The following is a 23047-nucleotide window of genomic DNA, read 5'->3' on the forward strand; positions in this document are numbered from 1 at the left end:
GCAGCTCTCCCCAGCCTAAGCACTTCACACCGGCCGCGGCACAGGCGATTGGCTGAATGGAACCCGGAGTAGCGAGTGTTCCCATTGTTGTACCGGGCGTGGACCGCGCACGGTCTGCCGCCCGATAACATTAAGCGCGCTGGTTCAGCACGAAAGAGTTCCGGCACAGCGCTACGCGCTGCCGCCGGGTCTGCAAGAGAAACCAACGGTAGGCAGGCATTTGCGGTGAGACGGAAGCGTCAGCAAAGAAGCACGCGCAGACAGGCTGTACCCGTCGGCCGCGAAGCGGGCTGGAGCTATTGGTGCTGAACCAGTCAGTAGTGCGGTGCGATGTGACGGACCGTGCGCGATCCAAGCCCGGCGAGACCTACGAGGGCACTCGCTACTGCCGGACCACGAGAGTAGTTCTGTGCCGCGGCCGGCATGAAGTGCTTAGGCTGGGGATAGCTGTTTCTTTGGTTACTTTCTTTGCAGCAGCAAAGAAAGTGACTGCCGCCCCGCACAGGGGCGAAGCAAATAGACCGACACGAAATCAGGATTCCGTAGAAGCACAAGCCAGCACCCGAACCAGAAGACAAGAACGAAATGCCTCGCCCAACCCCTGACGAACTCCTCGACAAACTCCATCGAGAAGAAGAAAAACGCCACCGCGGAAGACTAAAAATCTTTTTCGGCGCTTCTGCCGGCGTAGGCAAGACCTTCGCGATGTTGCAAGCCGCGCGCCGCCGCCGCGACGAGGGCATCGACATGGTCATAGGCGTGGCGGAAACGCATGGCCGCAAGGAAACCCTCGCGCTCCTGGAAGGTTTCGAAACCCTCCCACCAGCGCGCATCGAATACAAGAACCGCCTGCTGGCAGAATTCAACCTCGACGCCGCGTTACAAAGAAAACCCCAACTGATCCTCGTCGACGAACTCGCACACTCGAACGTGCAAGGCTCGCGCCACATGAAACGCTGGCAGGACGTACAAGAGCTTCTCGATGCGAACATCGACGTCTACACGACCGTCAACGTCCAGCACCTGGAAAGCCTCAACGATATCGTTGGCCGCATCACGGGCATCCGGGTCTGGGAAACCGTGCCCGACCGCGTGTTCGATCTCGCCGACGAAGTTACGCTCGTCGATCTGCCGCCCGAAGAACTGCTCGACCGCCTGCGCGAAGGCAAGGTCTATCTGCCGCAGCAAGCCGAGCACGCCGTGCGCAACTTCTTCCGCAAAGGCAATCTCATCGCGCTGCGCGAGCTCGCCCTGCGCCGCACCGCCGACCGCGTCGATGCGCAAATGCGCGAGTACCGCGCCGATCAGTCGATCGAACGCATCTGGCGCGCGCGCGAACGGTTGATCGCGTGCATCGGGCCGGGGCCGGAAAGCGCGACGCTCGTGCGCGCGGCCGCCCGGCTCGCCGCCGCGCTCAAGGCCGACTGGCTCGCGGTCTACGTCGAAACGCCGAAGCTGCAGCGGCTCTCCGACGACATCAGAAAACGCACCCTCGACGCCCTCAAGCTCGCCTCCGAACTCGGCGCGGAAACCGTGACGCTCGACGGCGCCGATGCCGCCGCGACGCTCATCGACTATGCGCACATGCGCAACGTGTCGAAGCTGGTGGCGGGCGCACGGGTAAGCGCCGGATGGCGGCGGTTCATCGAGCGGCCTGTTAGCGAGCGCATCATCCGGCAAGGCTCGGATATCGACGTGACGCTCGTGTCGACCGGTGCGCGCGATGCAGACCGCCGCACGCTCGCCGAAGCCTTCGGCACGTGGCGCGACGGCGCGCACTCGTCGCCGCGCGCGTATCTCTACGCGCTCGCGATCGGCGCGGGCATCACGCTCGTCGCGCAACTGCTGGCCACGCGCCAGATCGCGATCACGAATCTCGTGATGCTCTATCTGCTCGGCGTGATCTTCGCGGCGGTGCGGCTCGGGCGCGGGCCGGGCGTGATGCTGTCGTTCCTGTCGGTCGCAGCGTTCGATTTCTTCTTCGTGGCGCCCGAGCTTTCGTTCTCCGTGACGGACACGCAATATCTGCTGACCTTCGTCGTGATGCTGCTGACCTCGCTCACGATCAGCCATCTTACGTCGAGCCTGCGGCGCGAGGCGCGCATCGCGTCGCAGCGCGAGCGCCGCACCGGCGCCATGTATGCGATGACGAAAGAACTCGCCGCCGCGCTGATGACCGAGCAGATCATCGAGATCGGCACGCGGCATGTCGCCGAGATCTTTCAGGCAAAGGTCGCGATCCTGCTGCCCGACGCCGCCGAGAAAGTCCGCCAGAAAGTGGGCGAACCGAATCCGGATGTGACGCTCGACGCCGCGCGTCTCGATCTCGATATCGCGCAATGGGTCTACGACCAGCAGCGGCCCGCCGGACGCGGCACGGAAACCTTGCCGGCGAGCCAGGCGCTCTATCTGCCGCTGAAAGCGCCGATGCGCACGCGCGGTGTGCTCGCGCTTGCGACCGGGCGCGAAGCCGAGCTTGCGGTGCCCGAACAGCGCCGCATGATCGAGACGTTCGCGTCGCAGATCGCGCTTGCGCTGGAGCGCGTGCATTACGTCGAGATCGCGCAGGACGCGCTCGTCAACATGGAATCGGAGCGGCTGCGCAATTCGCTGCTGTCGGCGATTTCGCACGATCTGCGCACGCCGCTCACATCGATCGTCGGCTTCGCTTCGGTGCTTGAGGAACAGGCGCGCGAAGCGGGCGGCAGCCCGGAAGCGTCGAAGGAACTCGTGCACGCGATTCACGAGGAAGCGCTGCGCATGAGCGGGCTCGTCACCAATCTGCTCGACATGGCGCGTCTGCAAGCGGGCGCGATACGCCTGAATCGCCAATGGTCGATGCTCGAGGAAACCGTCGGCGCGGCGCTCGCCACGTCGCGTCGCGTGCTCGCCGGGCGCGCCGTGCAGACGCGCGTGCCAGCGAACCTGCCGCTTCTCGAACTCGACGCCGTGCTGATGGAACGCCTCTTCGCCAATCTGCTGGAAAACGCCGCGAAGTACACGCCGCCCGGCACGCCGATCCGGATCGGCGCGGCGCTGGAACATGACGGCGATGCGCGCTTCGTGCGCGTGTGTATCGACGATGAAGGGCCGGGCGTGCCGTCCGGCATGCAAAACCGTCTCTTCGACAAGTTCACGCGGGGCGAGAAAGAGTCGGCGCAACCGGGCATCGGGCTGGGTCTCGCGATCTGCCGCGCGATCGTCGAGGCGCATGGCGGGCAGATCGGCGTCGAGAATCGCGCGGACGCGAATGGACGCATCGAAGGCGCGCGTTTCTGGTTCACGCTGCCCGCGAACGATGCACCGCCGGTAGACGTGCCGCCGGACGAAGATATCGAATCGAAGGCGGCAGGCGATGTCTGAGCTGCGCGCGTCGGTGGTCGTCATCGAGGACGATCCGCACATCAGCCGCGTGCTGCGCGCCACGCTCCATGCGCACGGCATAACGGCGATCGAAGCCGCCACGGCCGCGGCGGGTCTCTCGGAAGCCGCGACGCGCAAGCCCGATCTCATCGTGATGGACCTCGGCTTGCCCGATGCGGACGGCATCGACGTGATACGCGAGCTGCGCGGCTGGACGAAGACGCCCATCATCGTGCTGTCCGCGCGCACGAGCGAGCAGGCGAAGGTCGCCGCGCTCGATGCGGGCGCGGACGATTATCTGACCAAGCCCTTCGGCTTGCCCGAACTGCTCGCGCGTTTGCGTGCGCAATTGCGGCGCAACGTGCAATCTCAGCAAGCGTCGCCGATGATCCGCTTCGGCGATATTTCCGTCGATCTCGGCAAGCGGCAAGTCACGCGCGAAGGGCAGCCGGTGCGTCTCACGCCGATCGAATACACGCTCTTGACCGTGCTGATACGGCACGCGGGCTGTGTGCTCACGCATCGGCAATTGCTGCGTGAAGTGTGGGGACCGGAGCACGTCGGGGACGCGCACTATCTGCGCGTGTACATGGGGCATCTGCGGCAGAAGCTCGAACGCGATCCCGCGCAGCCCGCGCATTTCGTGACGGAGACGGGCGTCGGCTATCGGCTGTCCGGCGTCGTTTAGCGCCGCGCTTTATGATGTTCGCTCACGAGAAAACCGCGAACGTGATGCAGCGGGCGTCTCAGCGGGCGTCGGCTGGGTCGAGCGCACGGAAGACGGACGCCTCTACGACACCTACGCGCTCTGCTTTCCGGGCGGCGGGCGCGCGCGTCATCGCAAGCTGCACGCGACGCATCGCAGATTTCACGGCGGCAGCGGCTTCACCGTGTTCGATGCGCCGTTCGGTATGCGCTTAGGCATTCTGATCGGCGAGGACAACGACGTCGTCGAGAACGTGCGGATGACGGCGCTGATGGGCGCGACGCTGCTCATCGCGCCGATGCGCGGCGACCGTTCGCGTCGCGCGACGCTCGCTGCGCGCGCCGCCGACAACGGCATGTATATCGCCTACGCTCATACATCGAGCGATCAGGCGATGATCGTCGGCCCCGATGGCCGCGTGCTTGCGCGTCATTCGAGGGCGAATGACGGCTTGATCGTCGCGCGAGTGTTGCCGTCGCTTGCCGAGGCGAGCAGCGCAAGGCAAGCGCTGGCCGCGCGCCGGCCCGATCTCTACGCGCCGCTCGCGCATCGGGGCAATGCGTATCCGCTCGCGATGGAAACCGAGCGCCCGGCGCCACGCGGCGCGTTGCCGCTGAGCTTCGCGATCGTCGGCCGAAACCGCGTGATGCGCTGAAGCGAACGCGCACGGCATTTCTGTCCCGATACAATCGGACGATTCGGACGATTCGGACCGGGACGGAGGTTTCGCACATGGATTTGATCATTCGCCGCGCGGCGCTCGTGGATTCGCGCGAACTCGTCGATATCGGCATGGAAGCGGGGCGTATCGCCGCGATCGAGCCGCGGCTCGCCGCCACCGCGCGCGAGGAAATCGATGCGAACGGCTCGCTCGTCACCGCGCCTTTCGTCGATGCCCATTTCCACATGGACGCGACGCTTTCCTACGGCCTGCCGCGCGTGAACGCGTCGGGCACGCTGCTCGAAGGCATCGCGCTCTGGGGCGAACTGAAGCCCGATCTCACGCAGGAAGCGCTCGTCGAGCGCGCGTTGCAGTATTGCGACTGGGCCGTCGCGCGCGGGTTGCTGGCGATTCGTTCTCACGTCGATGTCTGCGATCCGCGCCTGCTCGCCGTCGAAGCGCTCGTCGAAGTGAAGCGGCGCGTTAAGCCGTATCTCGATCTGCAGCTCGTCGCGTTCCCGCAGGACGGCGTGTTGCGCAGCGCGGGCGCGTTCGAGAACCTGAAGCGCGCGATCGAACTGGGCGTCGATGTCGTCGGCGGCATTCCGCACTTCGAGCGCACGATGGCGGACGGCGCGGCATCGGTGAAACTTCTGTGCGAATACGCGGCGGAGCGGGGCTTGCGCGTGGACATGCATTGCGACGAGTCCGACGATCCGATGTCGCGTCACATCGAAACGCTGGCAGCGGAAACGCATCGGCTCGGATTGCATGGGCGCGTGACGGGCTCGCATCTCACGTCGATGCATTCGATGGACAATTACTACGTCAGCAAGCTCATTCCGCTGATGCGCGAGGCGGGCGTGAATGCGATCGCGAATCCGCTCATCAACATCACGCTTCAGGGGCGCTCGGACACGTATCCTAAGCGGCGCGGCATGACGCGTGTGCCGGAACTGATGGCGGCGGGTATCACGGTCGCGTTCGGCCACGACTGCGTGATGGACCCGTGGTACAGCTTAGGCTCCGGCGACATGCTCGAAGTCGCGCATATGGGGTTGCACGTCGCGCAGATGACGGGCGTCGATGCGATGCGTTCGTGCTTCGATGCGGTGACGAAGAATCCTGCGCGGATTCTCGGGCTGGAAGGCTACGGCATCGAGGTGGGATGCAATGCGGATTGTGTCGTGCTCGATGCGCGTGATGCCATCGAAGCGATTCGGCTGCGCGCGGCGCGCATCGCGGTCGTGCGAAAAGGCAAGGTGGTGAGCCGCAGCCCGGCGGTGCGCGCGGCGTTGTCGCTGGAAGGCCGGCCCTCGCAAGTCGATTTCCGCATCGACCGGCAATGACTCTCGACGTTGCCGGCCGGCTTTCCGTCACTGCGCCGACAGATAGAACGCCTGATCGCGCTGCGGCGTGACACCGACGACAGTGAGCTGGCCGTTCACGACCGTCGCTTCGACGGACATCGACACGTTAGCGAGCGAGCACGCCGTGCCGGTGAAATTGAGCGTGCCGTCGAGCAGATGCTTGCCGCTCGCGCGCGGCTTGAACGTGCCGGTGAACGTGCACGCGATCTGCACGCCCCTGGCGGTGCCGTCGGCGGCGAAGGTGATCGTCGATGCGGGCGACACGCCGGCTGCGCTCGTCCACGTGCGCGCGACGTCATTGATCGAAATCGGGGTGTCGTACGTCGAGTTGTAGTTGCCGTTGAAGCTCGTGGCCGTGGTGTCCGGGCTGACGAAGAGGCTGGTCGTCGCGGAAAGCGTGCTCTTCGCGGTGAAGTTGCCAGTCAGCGAGCCGCCACGGATCGCGCCGAGCGAGTGGAAGCCGTTCGTCGCGGAATCGGTGAACGCGCCGTCGGTCGCGCTCATGATGCCTTCGATCAGCCAGACGAACGAGCCGCCCCGCGTGAAGATGCTGAAGTACTGCCCGTTTTCCAGCACGATCGTCTGCGCCGCCACCGACTGCGACGAATTCACCGCACCGTACCAGATGCCTTCCGGCAGCGCATGCGACGTCGTCGGAACGCATGTTTTCGTGAGATTGCTCAGGTCGGACACACAGGTTTTGTCGTCGCTGCCGCCGCCTCCGCACGCGGCAAGAATGGGCAGAGCGAGCAGCATCAGTTTCTGGAGCAGTTTCATGTCTTTTTTTGCGTTCCGATTGATTGCAGCGCCTTCCCTGAGGCGCGCCGACAACGGGATAACGGAACGCAAGCATGAAATCTTTAGCGAAAAAAACCCCGGTCGCAACGACCGGGGTTTTGCTCGAGCGAAGCGCGGGTCAGTTCACCGCCTGACCCGACATGCCGTTATGCCTCAACAACGCATCGATATCCGGCTCCCGTCCGCGAAACGCCTTGAACGAATCCATCGCCGGCCGGCTGCCGCCGACTTCCAGAATCTCGCGTCGATAGCGCGTGCCCGTGGCCGCATCCAGCACCGACCCGTTGCCCGCCTTGGCAGCTTCCTCGAACGCGGCGTAGGCATCGGCCGAAAGCACTTCCGCCCACTTGTAGCTGTAGTAGCCCGCCGCATATCCGCCCGCGAAAATATGGCTGAACGTGTTCGGCCAGCGCGAGAACGGCGTCTGCGGAATCACATGGAATTTCTCGTTGATCTCGCGCGCGAGGTCATTCACGTTCTGCGTCGTGTTCGCCGGATCGTAGGACGTGTGCAGCACCATGTCGAACATCGAGAAGACGATCTGACGCAGCGTGCCGAGACCGCTCTGGAAGTTCTTCGCGGCGAGCATCTTGTCGAAGAGCTCGCGCGGCAGCGGCGCGCCGGTATCGACGTGCGCGGACATGTCGGTGAGCACGTCCCACTCCCAGCAGAAGTTCTCCATGAACTGCGACGGCAGCTCGACCGCATCCCACTCGACGCCGTTGATGCCCGACACGCCCAGCTCATCGACGCGCGTTAGCATGTGATGCAGCCCGTGCCCGAACTCGTGGAACAGCGTAATGACTTCGTCGTGCGTGAAGCATGCGGGCTTGCCGCCCACCGGCGCGGAGAAGTTGCAGGTGAGATACGCGACCGGCGTCTGCACGCCGCCCTGCGTGCGCTTGTGACGCGAACGCGCATCGTCCATCCAGGCGCCGCCGCGCTTGCCCTCGCGCGCGTAGAGATCGAGATAGAACTGCGCGACGAGCGTGCCGTCCTTGTTTTCGACGCGGAAGAAGCGCACGTCCGGATTCCACACGGCGGCTTCGTCGCGGCGGATCGACACGTTGAAGAGCGTCTCCGTGACCTTGAACAGGCCCTTCAGCACGGCTTCCTGCGGGAAGTACTGCTTCACTTCGTTCTCGGAGAACGAATAGCGCTTCTGACGCAGCTTCTCGGCCGCATACGCGATGTCCCACGGCTGCAGCTCCGGCATGCCGAGCTCGGTCGCGGCGAACGCGCGCAGTTCCATCCAGTCGTTTTCGGCGTAGGGACGCGCGCGCGTGGCCAGGTCTTCGAGGAACGCGATGACCTGCGCGGGCGATTCGGCCATCTTCGGCGCGAGCGACACTTCCGCGAAATTCCGATACCCGAGCGTCTTCGCTTCTTCCTCGCGCAGCTTCAGATTCTCGACGACGTTCGCCGTGTTGTCCCATTCGGGTTTGCCGTCGCCGTAGGTTGCGCCGAGCTCGGACGCGCGCGTGACGTACGCGCGGTACATCGCTTCGCGCATCGGGCGATGTTCGGCGTACTGCAGCACCGGGAAATACGACGGGAAATGCAGCGTGAATTTCCAGCCGCCCTTGCCCTCGCGCTGGGCGGCTTCGCGGGCCGCTTCGATCACGTCATCGGGCAGGCCGGCGAGATCGCGCTCCTGCGTGACGATGTACGCGTAGGCGTTCGTCGAATCGAGCACGTGATCGGAGAACGCCTTCGCAAGCGCCGCCTGTTCTTCCTGAAGTTGCGCGAAACGCGGCTTGCGGTCTTCGGGCAATTCGGCGCCGGAAAGGCGGAAATCGCGCAGCGAGTTTTCGAGGATTTTTTTGCGCTCCGCGGACAGCCCGGCGAATTCCGTCCCGGCGGCGATCGCCTTGTACTTTTCGTAGAGCGCGAGATTCTGGCCGACGCTCGCGGAAAATTCGGTGACGCGCGGCAGATTTTCGGCGTGGGCGGCGCGCAGTTCCGGGGTATCGGCGACGGCGTTCAGATGACCGATGACGCCCCACGCGCGCGACAGTTTCTCGGATTCCTGTTCGACCGTCTCCACGACGTCCTTCCATGTGGCGGGTGTGTCGGGCGCGGCCGCGCGGTCGACGGCGGCTTTGGCATTGGCGAGCAGCACGTCGAGCGCCGGCGTGACGTGCGCGGGCTGGATTTCGCCGAAGCGCGGGAGATCGGAAAAATCGAGCAGCGGATTGGCCGCTGCCGCATCGGACGTGATGGCTGACGTGGTATCGCTCATGGCTCTCCCGTTCTGGTGTTGGGTGAAGCCCGGGCGGGGCAGTGGAACACGCGCCCCGCGCCGGCTCGTTCCGAGATTATTGGGGCGGGCGGGGCAAATTCCAATCGATTGTTTTTAAGGGGCCGATTAAGGGGTCGAATAACGCCCCGCGCCGGCGATCAGGCACATTCAGGCCCGCGCCGCGCGCTCGGCCGCCTCGATCGTGTTGACGAGCAGCATCGTGATGGTCATCGGGCCGACGCCGCCCGGCACCGGCGTGATGTAGCCGGCCACTTCCTTCACCGCGGCGAAATCGACGTCGCCGCACAGCTTGCCTTCGTCGTTGCGGTTCATGCCGACGTCGATCACCGTCGCGCCGGGCTTCACCATGTCGGCGGTGACGATGTTGCGGCGCCCGACCGCCGCGACGATCACATCGGCGTCGCGCGTGTGCCTGGCGATGTCGCGCGTCTTGCTATGGCAGATCGTGACGGTCGCGCCGGCTTCGAGCAGCAGGAGCGCCATCGGCTTGCCGACGATGTTCGAGCGGCCGATCACCACCGCGTTCGCGCCTTTCAGATCGATCTTGTGCGCCTCGAACATCTTCATCACGCCGTAGGGCGTACACGGGCGAAAGAGCGGCTTGCCGGTCAGAAGCGCGCCGGCATTCGCGACGTGAAAGCCATCGACGTCCTTTTCGGGCGCGATCGCCTCGATGACCTTGTGGCTGTCGATGTGCGCGGGGAGCGGCAGTTGCACGAGAATGCCGTGGATCGACGGATCGGCGTTGAGCTTCGCGATGTGCGCGAGCAGTTCGCTTTGCGTGAGCGTCGCGGGGAAGCGGTCCATCACCGAGTGTAGGCCGTTGTCGTGGCACGCTTTCACCTTGTTGCGCACATAGACTTCGCTCGCCGGGTTGTCGCCGACGAGCACGACGGCAAGGCCCGGCTTGTGGCCACGAGCGGTGAGGGCGGCGGCGCGCGTGGCGACATCGGCGCGAAGAGTCTTGGAAAGGGCGTTGCCGTCGATGAGTTGGGCGGTCATGGCGAATCGGATCGAGGATGGGCGAGGGCGCGAGGGCGTGAGATGGCTCATGGCCGACGCCGTGCCCGCTGCTCTCTCCGGCTGCGGTGCGCGGCGCTCGCGCAAGTTGCTGGGCGCTTCTTCGGCGAACGCGCCCTTGGGAAAGGGCGAAATTATACCGCCGGGGGCTTTCCCGCGTTTTGAGTCGCCATTGCCGCCAATCCGCCAATGCCGCCGCTTCTTATGGCGAGACGGCTTTCCAGGACGAATCGGGGTCGAACGACTTGATCGCGGCCGAGCGCTGGATCGACGCGGGGCCGAGATCCTTCTCGTAGATCTGCCCGTCCTGATTGACGATGAACGTCATCACGCCCGTCTGGCCGTAGTGCGCGGGTGTCGCGATCAGGCCGAAACCCTGTTTGATCCGGCCGCCCTGCATGTAGTTCTTCGCGCCGCCTTGCGCGTGCGAGCCCTGCGCCGTCAGGATGCGGTAGTGATAGCCGTAATAGCCGTCGGCGGCGCTCGGCTTGTTCGGCATCGTCGCGGCGAGCGGGCCGAGCGGGCTTTCGGGCTCGCCGGGCGCGGTGTCCCAGTAGAGGCCGTCGTGCTTGCCGGGCGTGCTGACGAAGCGGTCGGCGTAGTGGTCCGTCGCCTTCTGATAGTCGTTTTGCGCGGCGACATACGCGAGCGCGACCTGCATCGCCGAGAGCTCGTTGCGGCCGATGCGCCGCGTGGCCATCTCGTCGCGCGCGGCGGGCATGTCGAAGCGCCAGCCCTTCGCGACCTTCACGAGCGGAATCGGCAGCGTCCAGCCGCTCGTGCCCGCCTCGATATGCGCGGCCGGATGCCCATTCAGCGGCTGCGCATCCTCGACGATGCGATGCTGCTGCGCCCACGCGCCAAGATACGCATAGATGTCCTCCTCGCCGATGGTGCCCTCGGGCACGTAACGCCGGTGGTCCTTGCCGAGCACTTTGGCGAGCGCGGTTTCGTCGTTGGTCGCGATGGCGTCGGTGAGCGCCTGCGCCGCGGCTTCCGCGGTCGGATAGACGGCCTGCGCTTGTACTGCCGATGCGCCGAGTGCGAGCGACACGGCGACGCAGGCGCGCAGCAACGACTTTCTGTATGAGGCGAATGCTTGGGTAGCGGTCATCTGGGGCTCCTCAATCTGGCGTTCGCCGCCTGCGCGGCGCCGGGCGTTGGATCGATCATCAACGGCGAAAGCCTCCGCCTCCCCCTCGGTGGAACCCGCCACCACCGCCGCCGCCGCCGCGGTCGAATCCTCCTCCACCGCCACCTCCCCCGAATCCTCCGCCGCCCGCACCGGCCTGACGCTGCGTGCCGCCGCCGCCCCCGCCGACACGGTTCTGCGACTGATTGGCGAACGACTCGCGGCTCGCCTGTCCACGCTGCGCGTCCTGCCGCGCGCCGTTGCCGTCGCCGGCCCCGCGCAGCGCGTTGTCGCGGTTCACGTTCTGCGAACTCTGCCGCAGGTTGCTCGTGTCGCGCGCGTTAGGCCCGCCGCCCTGACGGATGCTCTGCGCCCGCTGGCTCGCCGATTCATTGAGGTTTTGCCCGGTACGCTGCTGCAGCGTCTGCGCGGCCTGTGCGCGCGCGTCCTCGCGTCCGCGATACTGGTTGGCGTTCGCGCCGCGATTGGCGTTGTTCAACGTGTTCTGCCGGTTCGCGGCGACATTGGTCCGGTTGAACTGCGGATCGTTGCGGTTCCAGCGCACGTTGTTGCTGTTCGCGTTGATGCGATTGTTCGTGTTGATGTTGTTGTAGCGGTTCACGTTGACATTTACATCGCCGTGACCCCAGTTGCAGTTGCCCCACAGCGAATTCACGACCGCGACGCCCGCGCCGAACGCGAGGCCCGACATGAATCCCGTCGCGATCGCGTAGCCGGGCGGCGGCGGCACATAGACCGGCGGATACGCCGGATACGGCCATGTGCCGTAGACGACGGTCGGGTTGTAGGTCGGCACATAGACGACCTGCGGATTGGCCGGCTCGATCTGGATCACCGTCGTGCTGGTGGTCGTGCTGCCGGGCGGCGGCGGCGCCGTCGTGACTTTCTGCTGCTCGGTCGTCTTGAGATTGCCCGCCTTTTGCGCGGCGCTCCGCAGACGTTGCACCGAGTCCATCACGTCGCTGGGCTGCGCGATGAAGGCGTTGCCGAGCTGCGTCACCCAGTCGATCTTGGAGGCCATCGTCGCGAGCGCCTGCGGGAACGCGACGAGCGATTGCACGCTCGGGTCCCAGGGCTCGGACTGCACGGCTTTCACCGCGTCGTCGCCCTTGACGTTCGGATTCGACTTCGACCAGGCCTCCGCGTCGGTGACTTGCGACGGGTACGTCGACGCCATCAGCACCTGCGCGAGCAGCGCGTCGGGATAGAGCGCGACGGGAGCGGTGAGCGCGTCGAGTTGCTGGTTCGTGAGTTTTTGCGCAGCTGGCGCGGCGGTCTGCGCGTGCGCGTCTCCCGAATACGGCGTGAGAAGCGGCGTCGCGGCGAGCGCGGCGGCGAGCATGATCGCTCTCACCGTGCCGATACGCGAATCAATGACACGAATTCGTTTCGACATCGAGTCCCCCCGTGCAAGACGTTGCATTGCCCGTTGCCCGTTGCGCGTTGCCGGTTTGAAGCGAAGGAATCAGGCTGTGAAGCGGCGTGATTCAGCCAATATCACTTTTCAGTTCGGCAGACAACGGGGCTTCGGAGGGAGGAGCGGAGGCAGTCGCCATGAAGGCGCGCTGCGAGAGGCGCGGCCGGCGGAAGATGCCGGCCGCCTGGAGGGATGAACCGTTACTGTTGCGGCTTGTTCGACAGCGCGAGGCGCAGCAGATCGGCAACGGTATTCACGGAGAGCTTCTCCATGATGTTCGCGCGATGCGCTTCCACCGTCTTGATGCTGATGCCGAGATCGTCGGCGATCTGCTTGTTCAGGCGGCCAGCGATGATGCGCTCGAGCACCTGATGCTCACGCGCCGTCAGCTTGCCCAGGCGCTCGGCGGCGGCGCGCTGCTGCTGCACGCTCGTACTCTCGCTGCGCGCCTTCTCCAACATGCGCTCCACGAGCTTGCGCAACTCCGCTTCGTCGAAAGGCTTTTCGATGAAGTCCATCGCGCCTTTTTTCATGGTCGAGACGGCCATCGGCACGTCGCCGTGACCCGTGACGAAAATGATCGGCAGCAGCGAATTCTCGGCGATCAGCTTCTCCTGCAATTCGAGGCCCGTCATGCCGGCCATGCGCACGTCGAGAATCAGGCAGGAGATCGCGCCGGAATGGGAAATCGGCAAATAGACGTCGAGGAACGATTCCGCGCTGGAGAAACACTGAACGCGATAGCCGTTTGCTTCGAGCAGCCAGCGCAAGGAATCACGCACGGCTTCGTCATCGTCGACGACGAAGACGGTTTCCTGAGTGGTGACTGTGCTCATAGTTCTCCCGTAACTGTTTGTTGTCTCGTATGTTCGTCGTGCGCATCCGTGCCGCCCGTGCCCGACGATCCTTCCACTTCGCCGATCGGCAGGCTGCAGTGGAAAGTGGCGCCGGTCACGTGGCCGTCCGCTTCGACGTTGTTGACCACCCAAAGGCGTCCGCGATGCGACTCGATGATCGAGCGGCAAATATTCAGGCCCATCCCCATGCCGTCCGATTTGGTGCTGTAGAACGGCTCGAACAGACGCTCGGCGGTTGCTTCGTCGACGCCCGGACCCTGATCGACCACGCTGATGCACACGAAGCCGCCGTCCATGCGCATCACGACGACGCGTATCACAGGATCGACGGCGTTCGGTTTCGCATCATGCATTGCTTCCGCGGCGTTTTTCAACAGGTTGACCAACACTTGTTCGATCAAAACCGGGTCGACGTAGATCACCGGCATGCGCGAGCGGATTTCCGTGACGATGCGGATCTTGCGTTTGCGCGCCTCGATCTCCGCGAGGCCGACCGCGTCCGCGACGATATCCGCGACGCGCGCCGCCTGGCGCTTGGGCTCGCTGCGCTTCACGAATTCGCGGATGCGCTTGATGATCATGCCCGCGCGCACGGCCTGCTGCGCGGTCTTTTCGAGCACGGGAAGGAGCGTTTCCTGCGTCATGCGGCCGGATTTGACCAGCGCGACGCAGCCCGAGCAGTAGTTGTTGATCGCGGCGAGCGGCTGATTCAGTTCGTGCGCGAGAGACGAAGCCATTTCGCCCATCGTCATCAGGCGGCTCGTGAACTGCAGCTTTTCTTCCTGCTGATGCGCGAGTTCCTGCGCCTGCTTGCGCTGCGTGATGTCGGTCGCGATCTGCATCTGGGCGAGATGGCCGTCGACCCACTGGATGTACTGGCGGCGCACTTCGAACCACTTCTGGATGCCGTCGACGTAGACTTCCTGCGCGTCCGCGGAGCTTTCGGTGAGCGCGGTGGCGGGAAGGCCGGCGTAGGTATCGACCATGTCGATGGTGTCGGACGAGCTTTGCGAGCCGCCGTCGAATGCGGCGCCCGCGAGCTCCAGGTGGCCGTCCGGACGGATGCCGAAGAGATGCCGGTAATAGCGGTTCGCGAAGAGCAGCTCGGCTTCGTCGGCGGCGAGCACGGAGACGGCCGCGTCGAGGCTTTCGAGCACGGTCGTGAAGCGCTCGTGCGCGGCGGCGAGTTCTTCGCGCGCGCGCTTCGGCTCCGTGATGTCCGTCATCGACGACATCCAGCCGGTCTGACGCCCCGAACTGTCGATCAGCGGCGAGACGTACAGGCGCGCGTGGAAGAACGAGCCGTCCTTGCGGCGCACGCGCAGCTCGAACCCGGAAGAGGGCGCCTTGCCGCGCAAGGTCATGTCGAGCTGGCGCTGCATTTCGGGGTACGCGTCGCGCGGCCAGTAGGGGAACGGTGCATTCTTGCCGACGAGATCGCTTTCGTCCCAGCCCGTCATGCGGCAGAACGCCGGATTCACGTGCGTGATGCGGCCGTGCATGTCGAGCACGCGCATGCCGATCAGCACGGAGTTTTCCATCGCGCGGCGGAAAAACGCTTCGGCATAGAGGGCCTGCTGCGCCTCGAAGCGCTGGCGCGTGTGCTTCCAGAGGCTCCACAAGCTCCACAGCACGAAGCACGACAAACCGGCGACGAGCCAAACGAGCGTGTTGTTAGTGAAGTTCGTGAGTTGCGGATACGAATACACGCGCACCGACAGCCCTTGGCCTGGCGGATCGAGCGGCAGGTCGTAGAACATGTCGCGCGGCAGGCGCGGCCGGCTCGACGTCGTCGCGAGCTCGCGGTTGTTCAGGTCGGTGATGGAGATTTTGTACTTCGCCGACAGTTCGCTCGGAATGTCGTGCTTGAGGATGCCCTCGATCGAGAACACCGCCGCGATCGAGCCCAGAAACTCGCGCTCGCGGAAGACGGGCGTCTGGAGCGTGATATAGCCGTTGCCGAGATCGTCGTAGAGCAGCGGCGAGTAGACTTGGCGGCGGCTGGTGCGCGCTTCGTCGAAGGCGGCCTGCACGGCCTCGTCCATCTGTGTTTCGTTCGGCTTCGCGAGGCGCGATCCGAGCACGGGCAACGGCGTATTGGGCCAGCGCGGCTTATGCTCGCTCGTGTACCAGTTCATGTAGAGGATCTCGGGATGCCCCTGCATGATGTCCGTGGACGAAGTCTGGAAGTTTTGCGGGTCGCCGTGACCGGTCGCGATGTCGCGCGCGAGGGCCTGAATCTGTTCTTGCGCGCCCGTCATTGACAGGCGTATTTGTTGTTGGGCCCATGCGACGTTGCGATACAGCGTGTCTTCCTGCTGCTGCTGCTCGCGCCGGTTCAGGCTCCACAGGATGAGACTCATCACCACCAGAAATACCAGGATGGAAATGAGCGGCGTGAGTAAATAGGAGTTCGACCACCACGGTCCGTGGTGCCAGCGAGAGGGCGAGGCGTCGGTCGGCTTGCGCGCGGACCTCGCCGAGCGTTTGATCAGCCGTTCGGTCAACATGGAAGCGATTGTAACGCACCACCTGATTGTTAAATGGCGTAAAAAGACGGTTGAGCAGGCTCGATTGCGGGAAAAGGAGGAGAAACATCTGAACAAAAAAGTCTTATCGGACGGTGCGTTGCAGCAATTTTTCGCATGGTGAGATGACCTCTCATGATTTGAAAAATTCCTTGCGTCATGATCGCGACCCTCTTTAGAATTGCCGGCACGCGGCCAGTGCCCGCCTTTTTGCGGGCGTGCGCCGGCGGTTTTCAGAGAGTGTTCCTCACATCAGGAGACGAGCATGTCCGCTGTACCCGACGAAGTTCTCAAATATGTCGCCAACGCCAAGGACGACGATCCTCAGGAAACCGCCGAGTGGCTGGACGCGCTCGACGGCGTGATTTCCGCGGTCGGTCCTGATCGCGCGCACTACCTGATCGAGAAACAGATCGAATTTGCTCGCGTGCACGGCGAGCATCTGCCGTTTTCGGCGAACACGCCGTACATCAACACGATCCCCGTCGCGTCGCAGTCCAAGATTCCTGGCGATCAGGACATCGAACACCGTATCCGCTCGTACACCCGCTGGAACGCCATCGCAATGGTGCTGCGCGCGGGCAAGGACACGAACGTCGGCGGGCATATCGCTTCGTTCGCGTCTGCCGCGACGCTCTATGACGTCGGCTTCAATCACTTCTGGCACGCGCCGTCGAAAGAGCACGGCGGCGATCTCGTGTTCGTGCAGGGCCACTCGTCGCCGGGCGTCTACTCGCGCGCGTTCCTGCTCGGCCGCCTGACCGACAAGCAGCTCGACAACTTCCGTCAGGAAGTGGGCGGCGAGGGCATTTCGTCGTATCCTCATCCGTGGCTGATGCCGGACTTCTGGCAATTCCCGACCGTCTCGATGGGCCTCGGCCCGATCATGGCCATCTATCAGGCGCGCTTCATGAAGTACATGCAGGCGCGCGGCATGGCGAAGACCGAAGGCCGCAAGGTCTGGGCGTTCCTCGGCGACGGCGAGACGGACGAGCCGGAATCGCTCGGCGCGATCGGCATGGCCGGGCGCGAGCGTCTGGACAACCTCGTGTTCGTGATCAACTGCAATCTGCAGCGTCTGGACGGTCCGGTGCGCGGCAACGGCAAGATCATCCAGGAACTGGAAAGCGAATTCCGCGGCGCGGGCTGGAACGTCATCAAGGTCATCTGGGGCAGCCGCTGGGATGCGCTCTTCGCGCGCGACAAGACCGGCGCGCTGATGCGCCGCATGATGGAGGTCGTCGATGGCGAGTACCAGACGTACAAGTCGGAGTCGGGCGCATTCGTGCGCGAGCACTTCTTCAACACGCCGGAACTGAAGGCGCTCGTCGCAGACTGGTCCGATGACGACATCTGGAACCTGAACCGCGGCGGCCACGATCCGCACAAGATCTACGCGGCCTTCGACGCAGCCACCCGCACGAAGGGCGCGCCGACCGTCATCCTCGCCAAGACCATCAAGGGCTATGGCATGGGCGAGCACGGTCAGGCGATGAACATCACGCACCAGCAGAAGAAGCTGCCGATCGACACGCTGAAGAAATTCCGCGACCAGTTCCGCCTGCCGCTCAGCGACGAGCAAATCGCCGACGTGCCGTATCTGACGTTCGAGGAAGGCTCGAAGGAACTCGAGTACATGCGCCAGAAGCGCATGGACCTGGGCGGCTATCTGCCGGCGCGCCGCGAAAAGGCAGAGTCGCTGCCGGTGCCGGCGCTCGCCGCGTTCGAGCCGCTCCTGAAGGGCACGGGCGAAGGCCGCGAAATCTCCACGACGATGGCCTTTGTGCGGATTCTCAACATCCTTCTGAAGGACAAGGCGCTCGGCAAGCGCGTCGTGCCGATCGTCCCGGACGAGTCGCGCACCTTCGGCATGGAAGGTCTCTTCCGCCAGATCGGTATCTGGAATCAGGACGGCCAGAAGTACATTCCGGAAGACTCCGACCAGCTGATGTTCTACAAGGAATCGGAGACGGGTCAGATTCTGCAGGAAGGCATCAACGAAGCCGGTGGCATGTGTGACTGGATCGCGGCCGCGACGTCGTATTCGACGCACGGCGAGATCATGATTCCGTTTTACATCTTCTATTCGATGTTCGGCTTCCAGCGCATCGGCGATCTGGCATGGGCGGCGGGCGACATGCGTTCGCGCGGCTTCCTGCTCGGCGGCACCGCGGGCCGCACGACGCTCAACGGCGAAGGCCTGCAGCACGAAGACGGCCACTCGCTCCTGTGGGCCGCGTCGGTCCCGAACTGCGTGAGCTATGACCCGACGTTCGGCTACGAACTCGCCGTCATCATGCAGGACGGCCTGCGCCGCATGGTCGCGGATCAGGAAGACGTGTACTACTACATTACCGTGATGAACGAGAACTACGAGCATCCGGCGATCCCGCAAGGCGATGCCGTTGCTTCGGACATCATCAAGGGCATGTACTCGTTCAAGAAGTCCGATGCGCCAGCCAAGGCGCACGTCCAGCTGATGGGCGCGGGCACGATCTTCAACGAAGTCATCGCCGCCGCTGCGCTGCTGAAGGACGACTGGGGCGTGTCCGCCGACCTGTGGAGCGTGCCGAGCTTCACCGAACTGGCGCGCGAAGGCCAGGCCGTCGAGCGTTACAACCTGCTGCATCCGACGGAAGAGAAGAAGGTCGCGCACGTCACGAAGCTGCTCACGGGCGCGAAGGGTCCGGTGATCGCATCGACGGATTACATCCGCGCGCTGACCGATCAGATCCGCGCGTTCGTGCCACAGAAGTTCGTGGTGCTCGGCACCGACGGCTACGGCCGCTCGGACACGCGCGAAGCGCTGCGCCACTTCTTCGAAGTCGACCGCTACTGGGTCACGCTGGCCGCGCTGAACGCGCTGGCCGACGAAGGCACGATCGAGCGCAAGGTCGTCGCTGAGGCGATCCGGAAGTACAACCTCGACCCGTCCAAACCCAACCCGATGACCGTCTAAAGGCATCGCCCCCGTGTGTTGTGACGCGGCCTCTTTCCGAAGCGGAAAGAGGCCGTGTGCAACCCAGGAGACACTAATAATGAGTCAAGCGATCGAAGTCAAAGTGCCGGACATCGGCGATTACAAGGACGTCCCCGTGATCGAAGTGCTGGTCAAGGTGGGCGACACGGTGGAGCCCGAGCAGTCGCTCGTCACGCTCGAATCCGACAAAGCCACGATGGACGTGCCGAGCTCGGCAGCGGGCGTCGTGAAGGAAATCAAGGTCAAGGTGGGCGATAGCGTGTCGGAAGGCTCGCTCATCGTCGTGCTGGAAGGCGGCGCTGCTGCTGCGCCGGCTCCGGCTGCCGCGCCCGCACCGGCGCCGGCCGCTGCACCCGCGCCTGCCGCTGCAGCCGGTGGCGGTTCCGTCGACGTGAAGGTGCCGGACATCGGCGACTTCAAGGACATTCCGGTCATCGAGATCGCCGTGAAAGTGGGCGACAAGGTCGAGAAGGAACAGTCGCTCGTCACACTCGAATCCGACAAGGCGACGATGGACGTTCCTTCGCCCGCCGCCGGCACCGTGAAGGAACTGAAGGTCAAGATCGGCGACACGGTCTCCGAAGGCTCGCTGATTCTCGTGCTGGAAGGCGGCGAGGGTGGCGCCGCTCCGGCTCCGTCGCCCTCACCGGCCGCGCAGAAGGAAGTGCCGCCGGATGCGCCCGCGAAACCGGCTCCGCAGAAGGAAGCGCCGTCCGCGCTCGCGCAGGCGCCCGTGATGCCCGCCGGCGACGGCACGCGCACGTCGAGCCATGCGTCGCCGTCGGTGCGCAAGTTCGCGCGTGAGCTCGGCGTCGATGTGTCGCGCGTGCGCGGCACCGGTCCGAAGAACCGCATCACGCAAGGCGACATCACCGCGTTCGTGAAGGGCGTCATGTCGGGTCAGGGCGCGGCGCCTGCCGCGGCGGCTCCCGCCGGCGGTGGCGGCGGCGAGCTGGGTCTCCTGCCGTGGCCGAAGATCGACTTCACGAAGTTCGGTCCGGTCGATCCGAAGCCGCTGTCGCGCATCAAGAAGATCTCGGGCGCGAACCTGCATCGCAACTGGGTGATGATCCCGCACGTCACGAACAACGACGAAGCCGACATCACCGAGCTCGAAGAACTGCGCGTGAAGCTCAACAAGGAGCACGAGAAGGCGGGCGTGAAGTTCACGATGCTCGCGTTCGTCATCAAGGCCGTGGTCTCGGCGCTCAAGAAGTTCCCGGACTTCAATGCGAGCCTGGACGGCGACAACCTCGTCTTCAAGAAGTACTACCACGTCGGTTTCGCGGCCGATACGCCGAACGGCCTCGTCGTTCCGGTGATCCGCGACGCCGACAAGAAGGGCCTCGTCGATATCGCCAAGGAAATGGCGGAACTGTCGAAGCTCGCACGCGACGGCAAGTTGAAGCCCGATCAGATGCAGGGCGGCTGCTTCTCGATCTCGTCGCTGGGCGGCATCGGCGGAACGCACTTCACGCCGATCATCAACGCGCCCGAAGTCGCGATCCTCGGCCTGTCGCGCGGTTATCAGAAGCCCGTGTGGGACGGCAAGCAGTTCCTGCCGCGCCTCACGCTGCCGATGTCGCTGTCGTATGACCATCGCGTCATCGACGGTGCGGCCGCTGCCCGCTTCAACGCGTATCTGTCGGCGATTCTGGCGGATTTCCGTCGCGTCATTCTTTGATCTTCTGATCCGGCCGACGGCGGAACCTCGGGCGCAAGCCTGAGGTTCCATCCGCACATCTCTTAGGGGACAACATGAGTCTCGTCGAACTAAAAGTACCCGACATCGGCGACTTCTCCGATGTCGATGTCATCGAAGTCAATATCAAGCCCGGCGACGCCATCGAAAAGGAACAGGGCGTCATCACGCTCGAAACCGACAAGGCCACGATGGAAGTGCCCGCCGATGTCGCGGGCACGATCAAGGAAGTGAAGGTCAAGCAGGGCGACAAGGTCTCGCAGGGCTCGGTTATCGCCATGATCGAAACCGCGGGGGCCGCTGCTGCTCCGTCGCCCGCGCCGGCCGCTGCGCCCGCGCCGGCTGCTGCTGCACCGGCTTCGGGCGGTGGCGTGCAGGACGTGAAGGTCCCGGATATCGGCGACTTCAAGGACATTCCGGTCATCGAAATCCACGTCAAGCCGGGCGATACGGTCGAGAAGGAGCAGTCGCTCGTCACGCTCGAATCCGACAAGGCGACGATGGACGTGCCGTCGCCCGCGGCGGGCACGGTGAGGGAACTGAAGGTCAAGGTCGGCGACAACGTGTCGGAAGGCACGCTGATCCTGACGCTCGAAGGCGGTGCTGCCGCCGCTGCGCCTGCGGCTCAGAAAGCGGCTCCGTCGCCTGCCGCAGCCCCGACGCCCGCGCCGCAAGCGGGCAGCTATTCCGGCGCGGCGGACGTCGAATGCGACATGCTCGTGATCGGCGCCGGCCCCGGCGGTTACTCGGCGGCGTTCCGTTCCGCCGACCTCGGCATGAAGACCGTGCTCGTCGAGCGTTATTCGACGCTCGGCGGCGTGTGTCTGAACGTCGGCTGCATTCCGTCGAAGGCGCTGCTGCACACCGCGCTCGTCATGGATGAAACGAAGGAACTGGCCGCGCACGGCATCAGCTTCGGCGAGCCGAAGATCGATCTCGACAAACTGCGCGGATTCAAGGAAGGCGTCGTCAAGAAGCTGACCGGCGGTCTCGCGGGCATGGCGAAGGCGCGTAAGGTGACGGTGGTGACGGGCGTCGGCAGCTTCGTCGATCCGTATCACATGGAAGTGAACGGCCCGGACGGCAAGAAGGTCGTGAAGTTCAAGCAGGCGATCATCGCGGCGGGCTCGCAGGCGGTGAAGCTGCCGTTCTTCCCGGACGATCCGCGCGTCGTCGATTCGACCGGCGCGCTCGAACTGCGTCAGATTCCGAAGCGCATGCTCGTGGTCGGCGGCGGCATCATCGGCCTGGAAATGGCGACGGTGTATTCGACGCTCGGCGCGGACATCGATGTCGTCGAAATGCTCGATGGCCTCATGCTCGGTGCGGACCGCGATCTCGTGAAGGTCTGGGAGAAGTACAACTCCAAGCGCTTCACGAACGTCATGCTGAAGACCAAGACGACCAAGGCGGAAGCGAAGGCAGACGGCATCTACGTGACGTTCGAAGGCGAGAAGGCGCCGGCCGAGCCGCAGCGCTACGACCTCGTGCTGCTCGCGGTCGGCCGCAGCCCGAACGGCGGGAAGGTCGGCGCGGACAAGGCGGGCGTGGCGGTGACGGATCGCGGCTTCATCGACGTCGACAAGCAGATGCGTACCAACGTGCCGCACATTTTCGCGATCGGCGATCTCGTCGGCCAGCCGATGCTCGCGCACAAGGCCGTGCACGAAGGCCACGTCGCGGCGGAAGTGGCGCACGGTGAGAAGGCGTATTTCGACGCGATGCAGATTCCGTCCGTCGCTTATACGGACCCGGAAGTGGCATGGGCCGGCAAGACGGAAGACCAGTGCAAGGCCGAAGGCATCAAGTTCGGCAAGGCAGTGTTTCCCTGGGCCGCGTCGGGCCGCGCGATCGCCAATGGCCGCGACGAAGGCTTCACCAAGCTCATTTTCGATGAAGAGACGCATCGCGTGATCGGCGGCGGCATTGTCGGTCTGAATGCGGGCGATCTGATCAGCGAAGTATGTCTCGCGATCGAGATGGGCGCGGATGCGACCGACATCGGCAAGACGATCCACCCGCACCCGACGCTCGGTGAATCGGTCGGCATGGCCGCCGAGTTGTACGAAGGCGTTTGCACGGACTTGCCGCCGCAGCGCAAGAAGTAAGTTTCCTGTTGGCTGAAAGCGCAAAAGGCGCGCTCCTTCACGGGAGCGCGCCTTTTTTATTCGCGCTTATTCGCGCGGCGGACGGCGGACGCAGACGCAAAAAACCCGGCGCAATGGCCGG

The 23047-nt window shown here is 64.5% G+C and carries 15 protein-coding genes; 8 read left to right on the top strand and 7 right to left on the bottom strand.

The window, feature by feature from the left end; all coding sequences use genetic code 11:
- Positions 1-585 precede the first annotated feature (585 nt).
- The 4 genes from AWB75_RS24365 (at position 586) to AWB75_RS24380 (ending at position 6079) form a co-directional block, all read left to right on the top strand.
- Complete coding sequence (locus AWB75_RS24365; RefSeq protein WP_061126608.1) at positions 586-3363, top strand: sensor histidine kinase; 2778 nt, start codon at positions 586-588, stop codon at positions 3361-3363.
- The gene (locus tag AWB75_RS24370; protein ID WP_061126609.1) at positions 3356-4051 is read left to right on the top strand and encodes a response regulator; all 696 of its coding nucleotides are present in this window, start codon (positions 3356-3358) and stop codon (positions 4049-4051) included. Before AWB75_RS24365 ends, AWB75_RS24370 begins: the two co-directional genes overlap by 8 nt.
- On the top strand, positions 4029-4724 hold the full coding sequence (locus tag AWB75_RS24375; RefSeq protein ID WP_087086799.1) for a nitrilase-related carbon-nitrogen hydrolase: 696 nt from the start codon (positions 4029-4031) through the stop codon (positions 4722-4724). Before AWB75_RS24370 ends, AWB75_RS24375 begins: the two co-directional genes overlap by 23 nt.
- Positions 4725-4801: 77 nt before the next feature.
- On the top strand, positions 4802-6079 hold the full coding sequence (locus tag AWB75_RS24380) for an amidohydrolase family protein (RefSeq protein ID WP_061126610.1): 1278 nt from the start codon (positions 4802-4804) through the stop codon (positions 6077-6079).
- A 27-nt stretch (positions 6080-6106) separates the two neighbouring features.
- On the opposite strand, the gene AWB75_RS24385 is transcribed toward AWB75_RS24380, so the two are convergent.
- From AWB75_RS24385 to fixL, 7 genes are all read right to left on the bottom strand, one after another.
- Complete coding sequence (locus AWB75_RS24385; RefSeq protein ID WP_061126611.1) at positions 6107-6877, bottom strand: hypothetical protein; 771 nt, start codon at positions 6875-6877, stop codon at positions 6107-6109.
- 139 nt (positions 6878-7016) lie between these two features.
- On the bottom strand, positions 7017-9140 hold the full coding sequence (locus AWB75_RS24390; protein ID WP_061126612.1) for a M3 family metallopeptidase: 2124 nt from the start codon (positions 9138-9140) through the stop codon (positions 7017-7019).
- Positions 9141-9308: 168 nt separating this feature from the next.
- Positions 9309-10163, bottom strand: a complete 855-nt coding sequence (gene folD, locus AWB75_RS24395; protein WP_061126613.1) for a bifunctional methylenetetrahydrofolate dehydrogenase/methenyltetrahydrofolate cyclohydrolase FolD — start codon at positions 10161-10163, stop codon at positions 9309-9311.
- Positions 10164-10383: 220 nt separating this feature from the next.
- Positions 10384-11295, bottom strand: coding sequence for a DUF2950 domain-containing protein (locus AWB75_RS24400; protein ID WP_061126650.1), 912 nt, complete (start codon positions 11293-11295; stop codon positions 10384-10386).
- A gap of 58 nt (positions 11296-11353) precedes the next feature.
- Positions 11354-12730 carry a DUF3300 domain-containing protein gene (locus tag AWB75_RS24405; RefSeq protein WP_407642160.1) on the bottom strand — a complete coding sequence of 459 codons (1377 nt, stop codon included), beginning with the start codon at positions 12728-12730 and terminating at the stop codon, positions 11354-11356.
- A gap of 221 nt (positions 12731-12951) precedes the next feature.
- Complete coding sequence (gene fixJ / locus AWB75_RS24410; protein WP_014190971.1) at positions 12952-13587, bottom strand: oxygen response regulator transcription factor FixJ; 636 nt, start codon at positions 13585-13587, stop codon at positions 12952-12954.
- Positions 13584-16118: an oxygen sensor histidine kinase FixL gene (gene fixL, locus AWB75_RS24415; RefSeq protein ID WP_061126615.1), complete on the bottom strand. Its 2535-nt coding sequence runs from the start codon at positions 16116-16118 to the stop codon at positions 13584-13586. The genes fixJ and fixL overlap by 4 nt, the downstream gene beginning before the upstream one ends.
- Here fixL and AWB75_RS37755 point away from each other — a divergent pair.
- The 4 genes from AWB75_RS37755 to lpdA all read left to right on the top strand — a co-directional run bounded on the left by AWB75_RS37755 (position 16072) and on the right by lpdA (position 22926).
- Complete coding sequence (locus AWB75_RS37755) at positions 16072-16260, top strand: hypothetical protein (protein WP_235012217.1); 189 nt, start codon at positions 16072-16074, stop codon at positions 16258-16260. The two genes, fixL and AWB75_RS37755, sit on opposite strands and share 47 nt — an antisense overlap.
- Before the next feature lie 141 nt (positions 16261-16401).
- Positions 16402-19095: a pyruvate dehydrogenase (acetyl-transferring), homodimeric type gene (gene aceE, locus AWB75_RS24420; RefSeq protein WP_061126616.1), complete on the top strand. Its 2694-nt coding sequence runs from the start codon at positions 16402-16404 to the stop codon at positions 19093-19095.
- 79 nt (positions 19096-19174) lie between these two features.
- Complete coding sequence (gene aceF, locus AWB75_RS24425; protein ID WP_061126617.1) at positions 19175-20800, top strand: dihydrolipoyllysine-residue acetyltransferase; 1626 nt, start codon at positions 19175-19177, stop codon at positions 20798-20800.
- Positions 20801-20874: 74 nt separating this feature from the next.
- Positions 20875-22926, top strand: a complete 2052-nt coding sequence (gene lpdA / locus AWB75_RS24430; protein ID WP_087086801.1) for a dihydrolipoyl dehydrogenase — start codon at positions 20875-20877, stop codon at positions 22924-22926.
- Positions 22927-23047: the final 121 nt, after the last annotated feature.

The sequence above is a fragment of the Caballeronia catudaia genome, from assembly GCF_001544755.2.
GTDB lineage: Bacteria > Pseudomonadota > Gammaproteobacteria > Burkholderiales > Burkholderiaceae > Caballeronia > Caballeronia catudaia.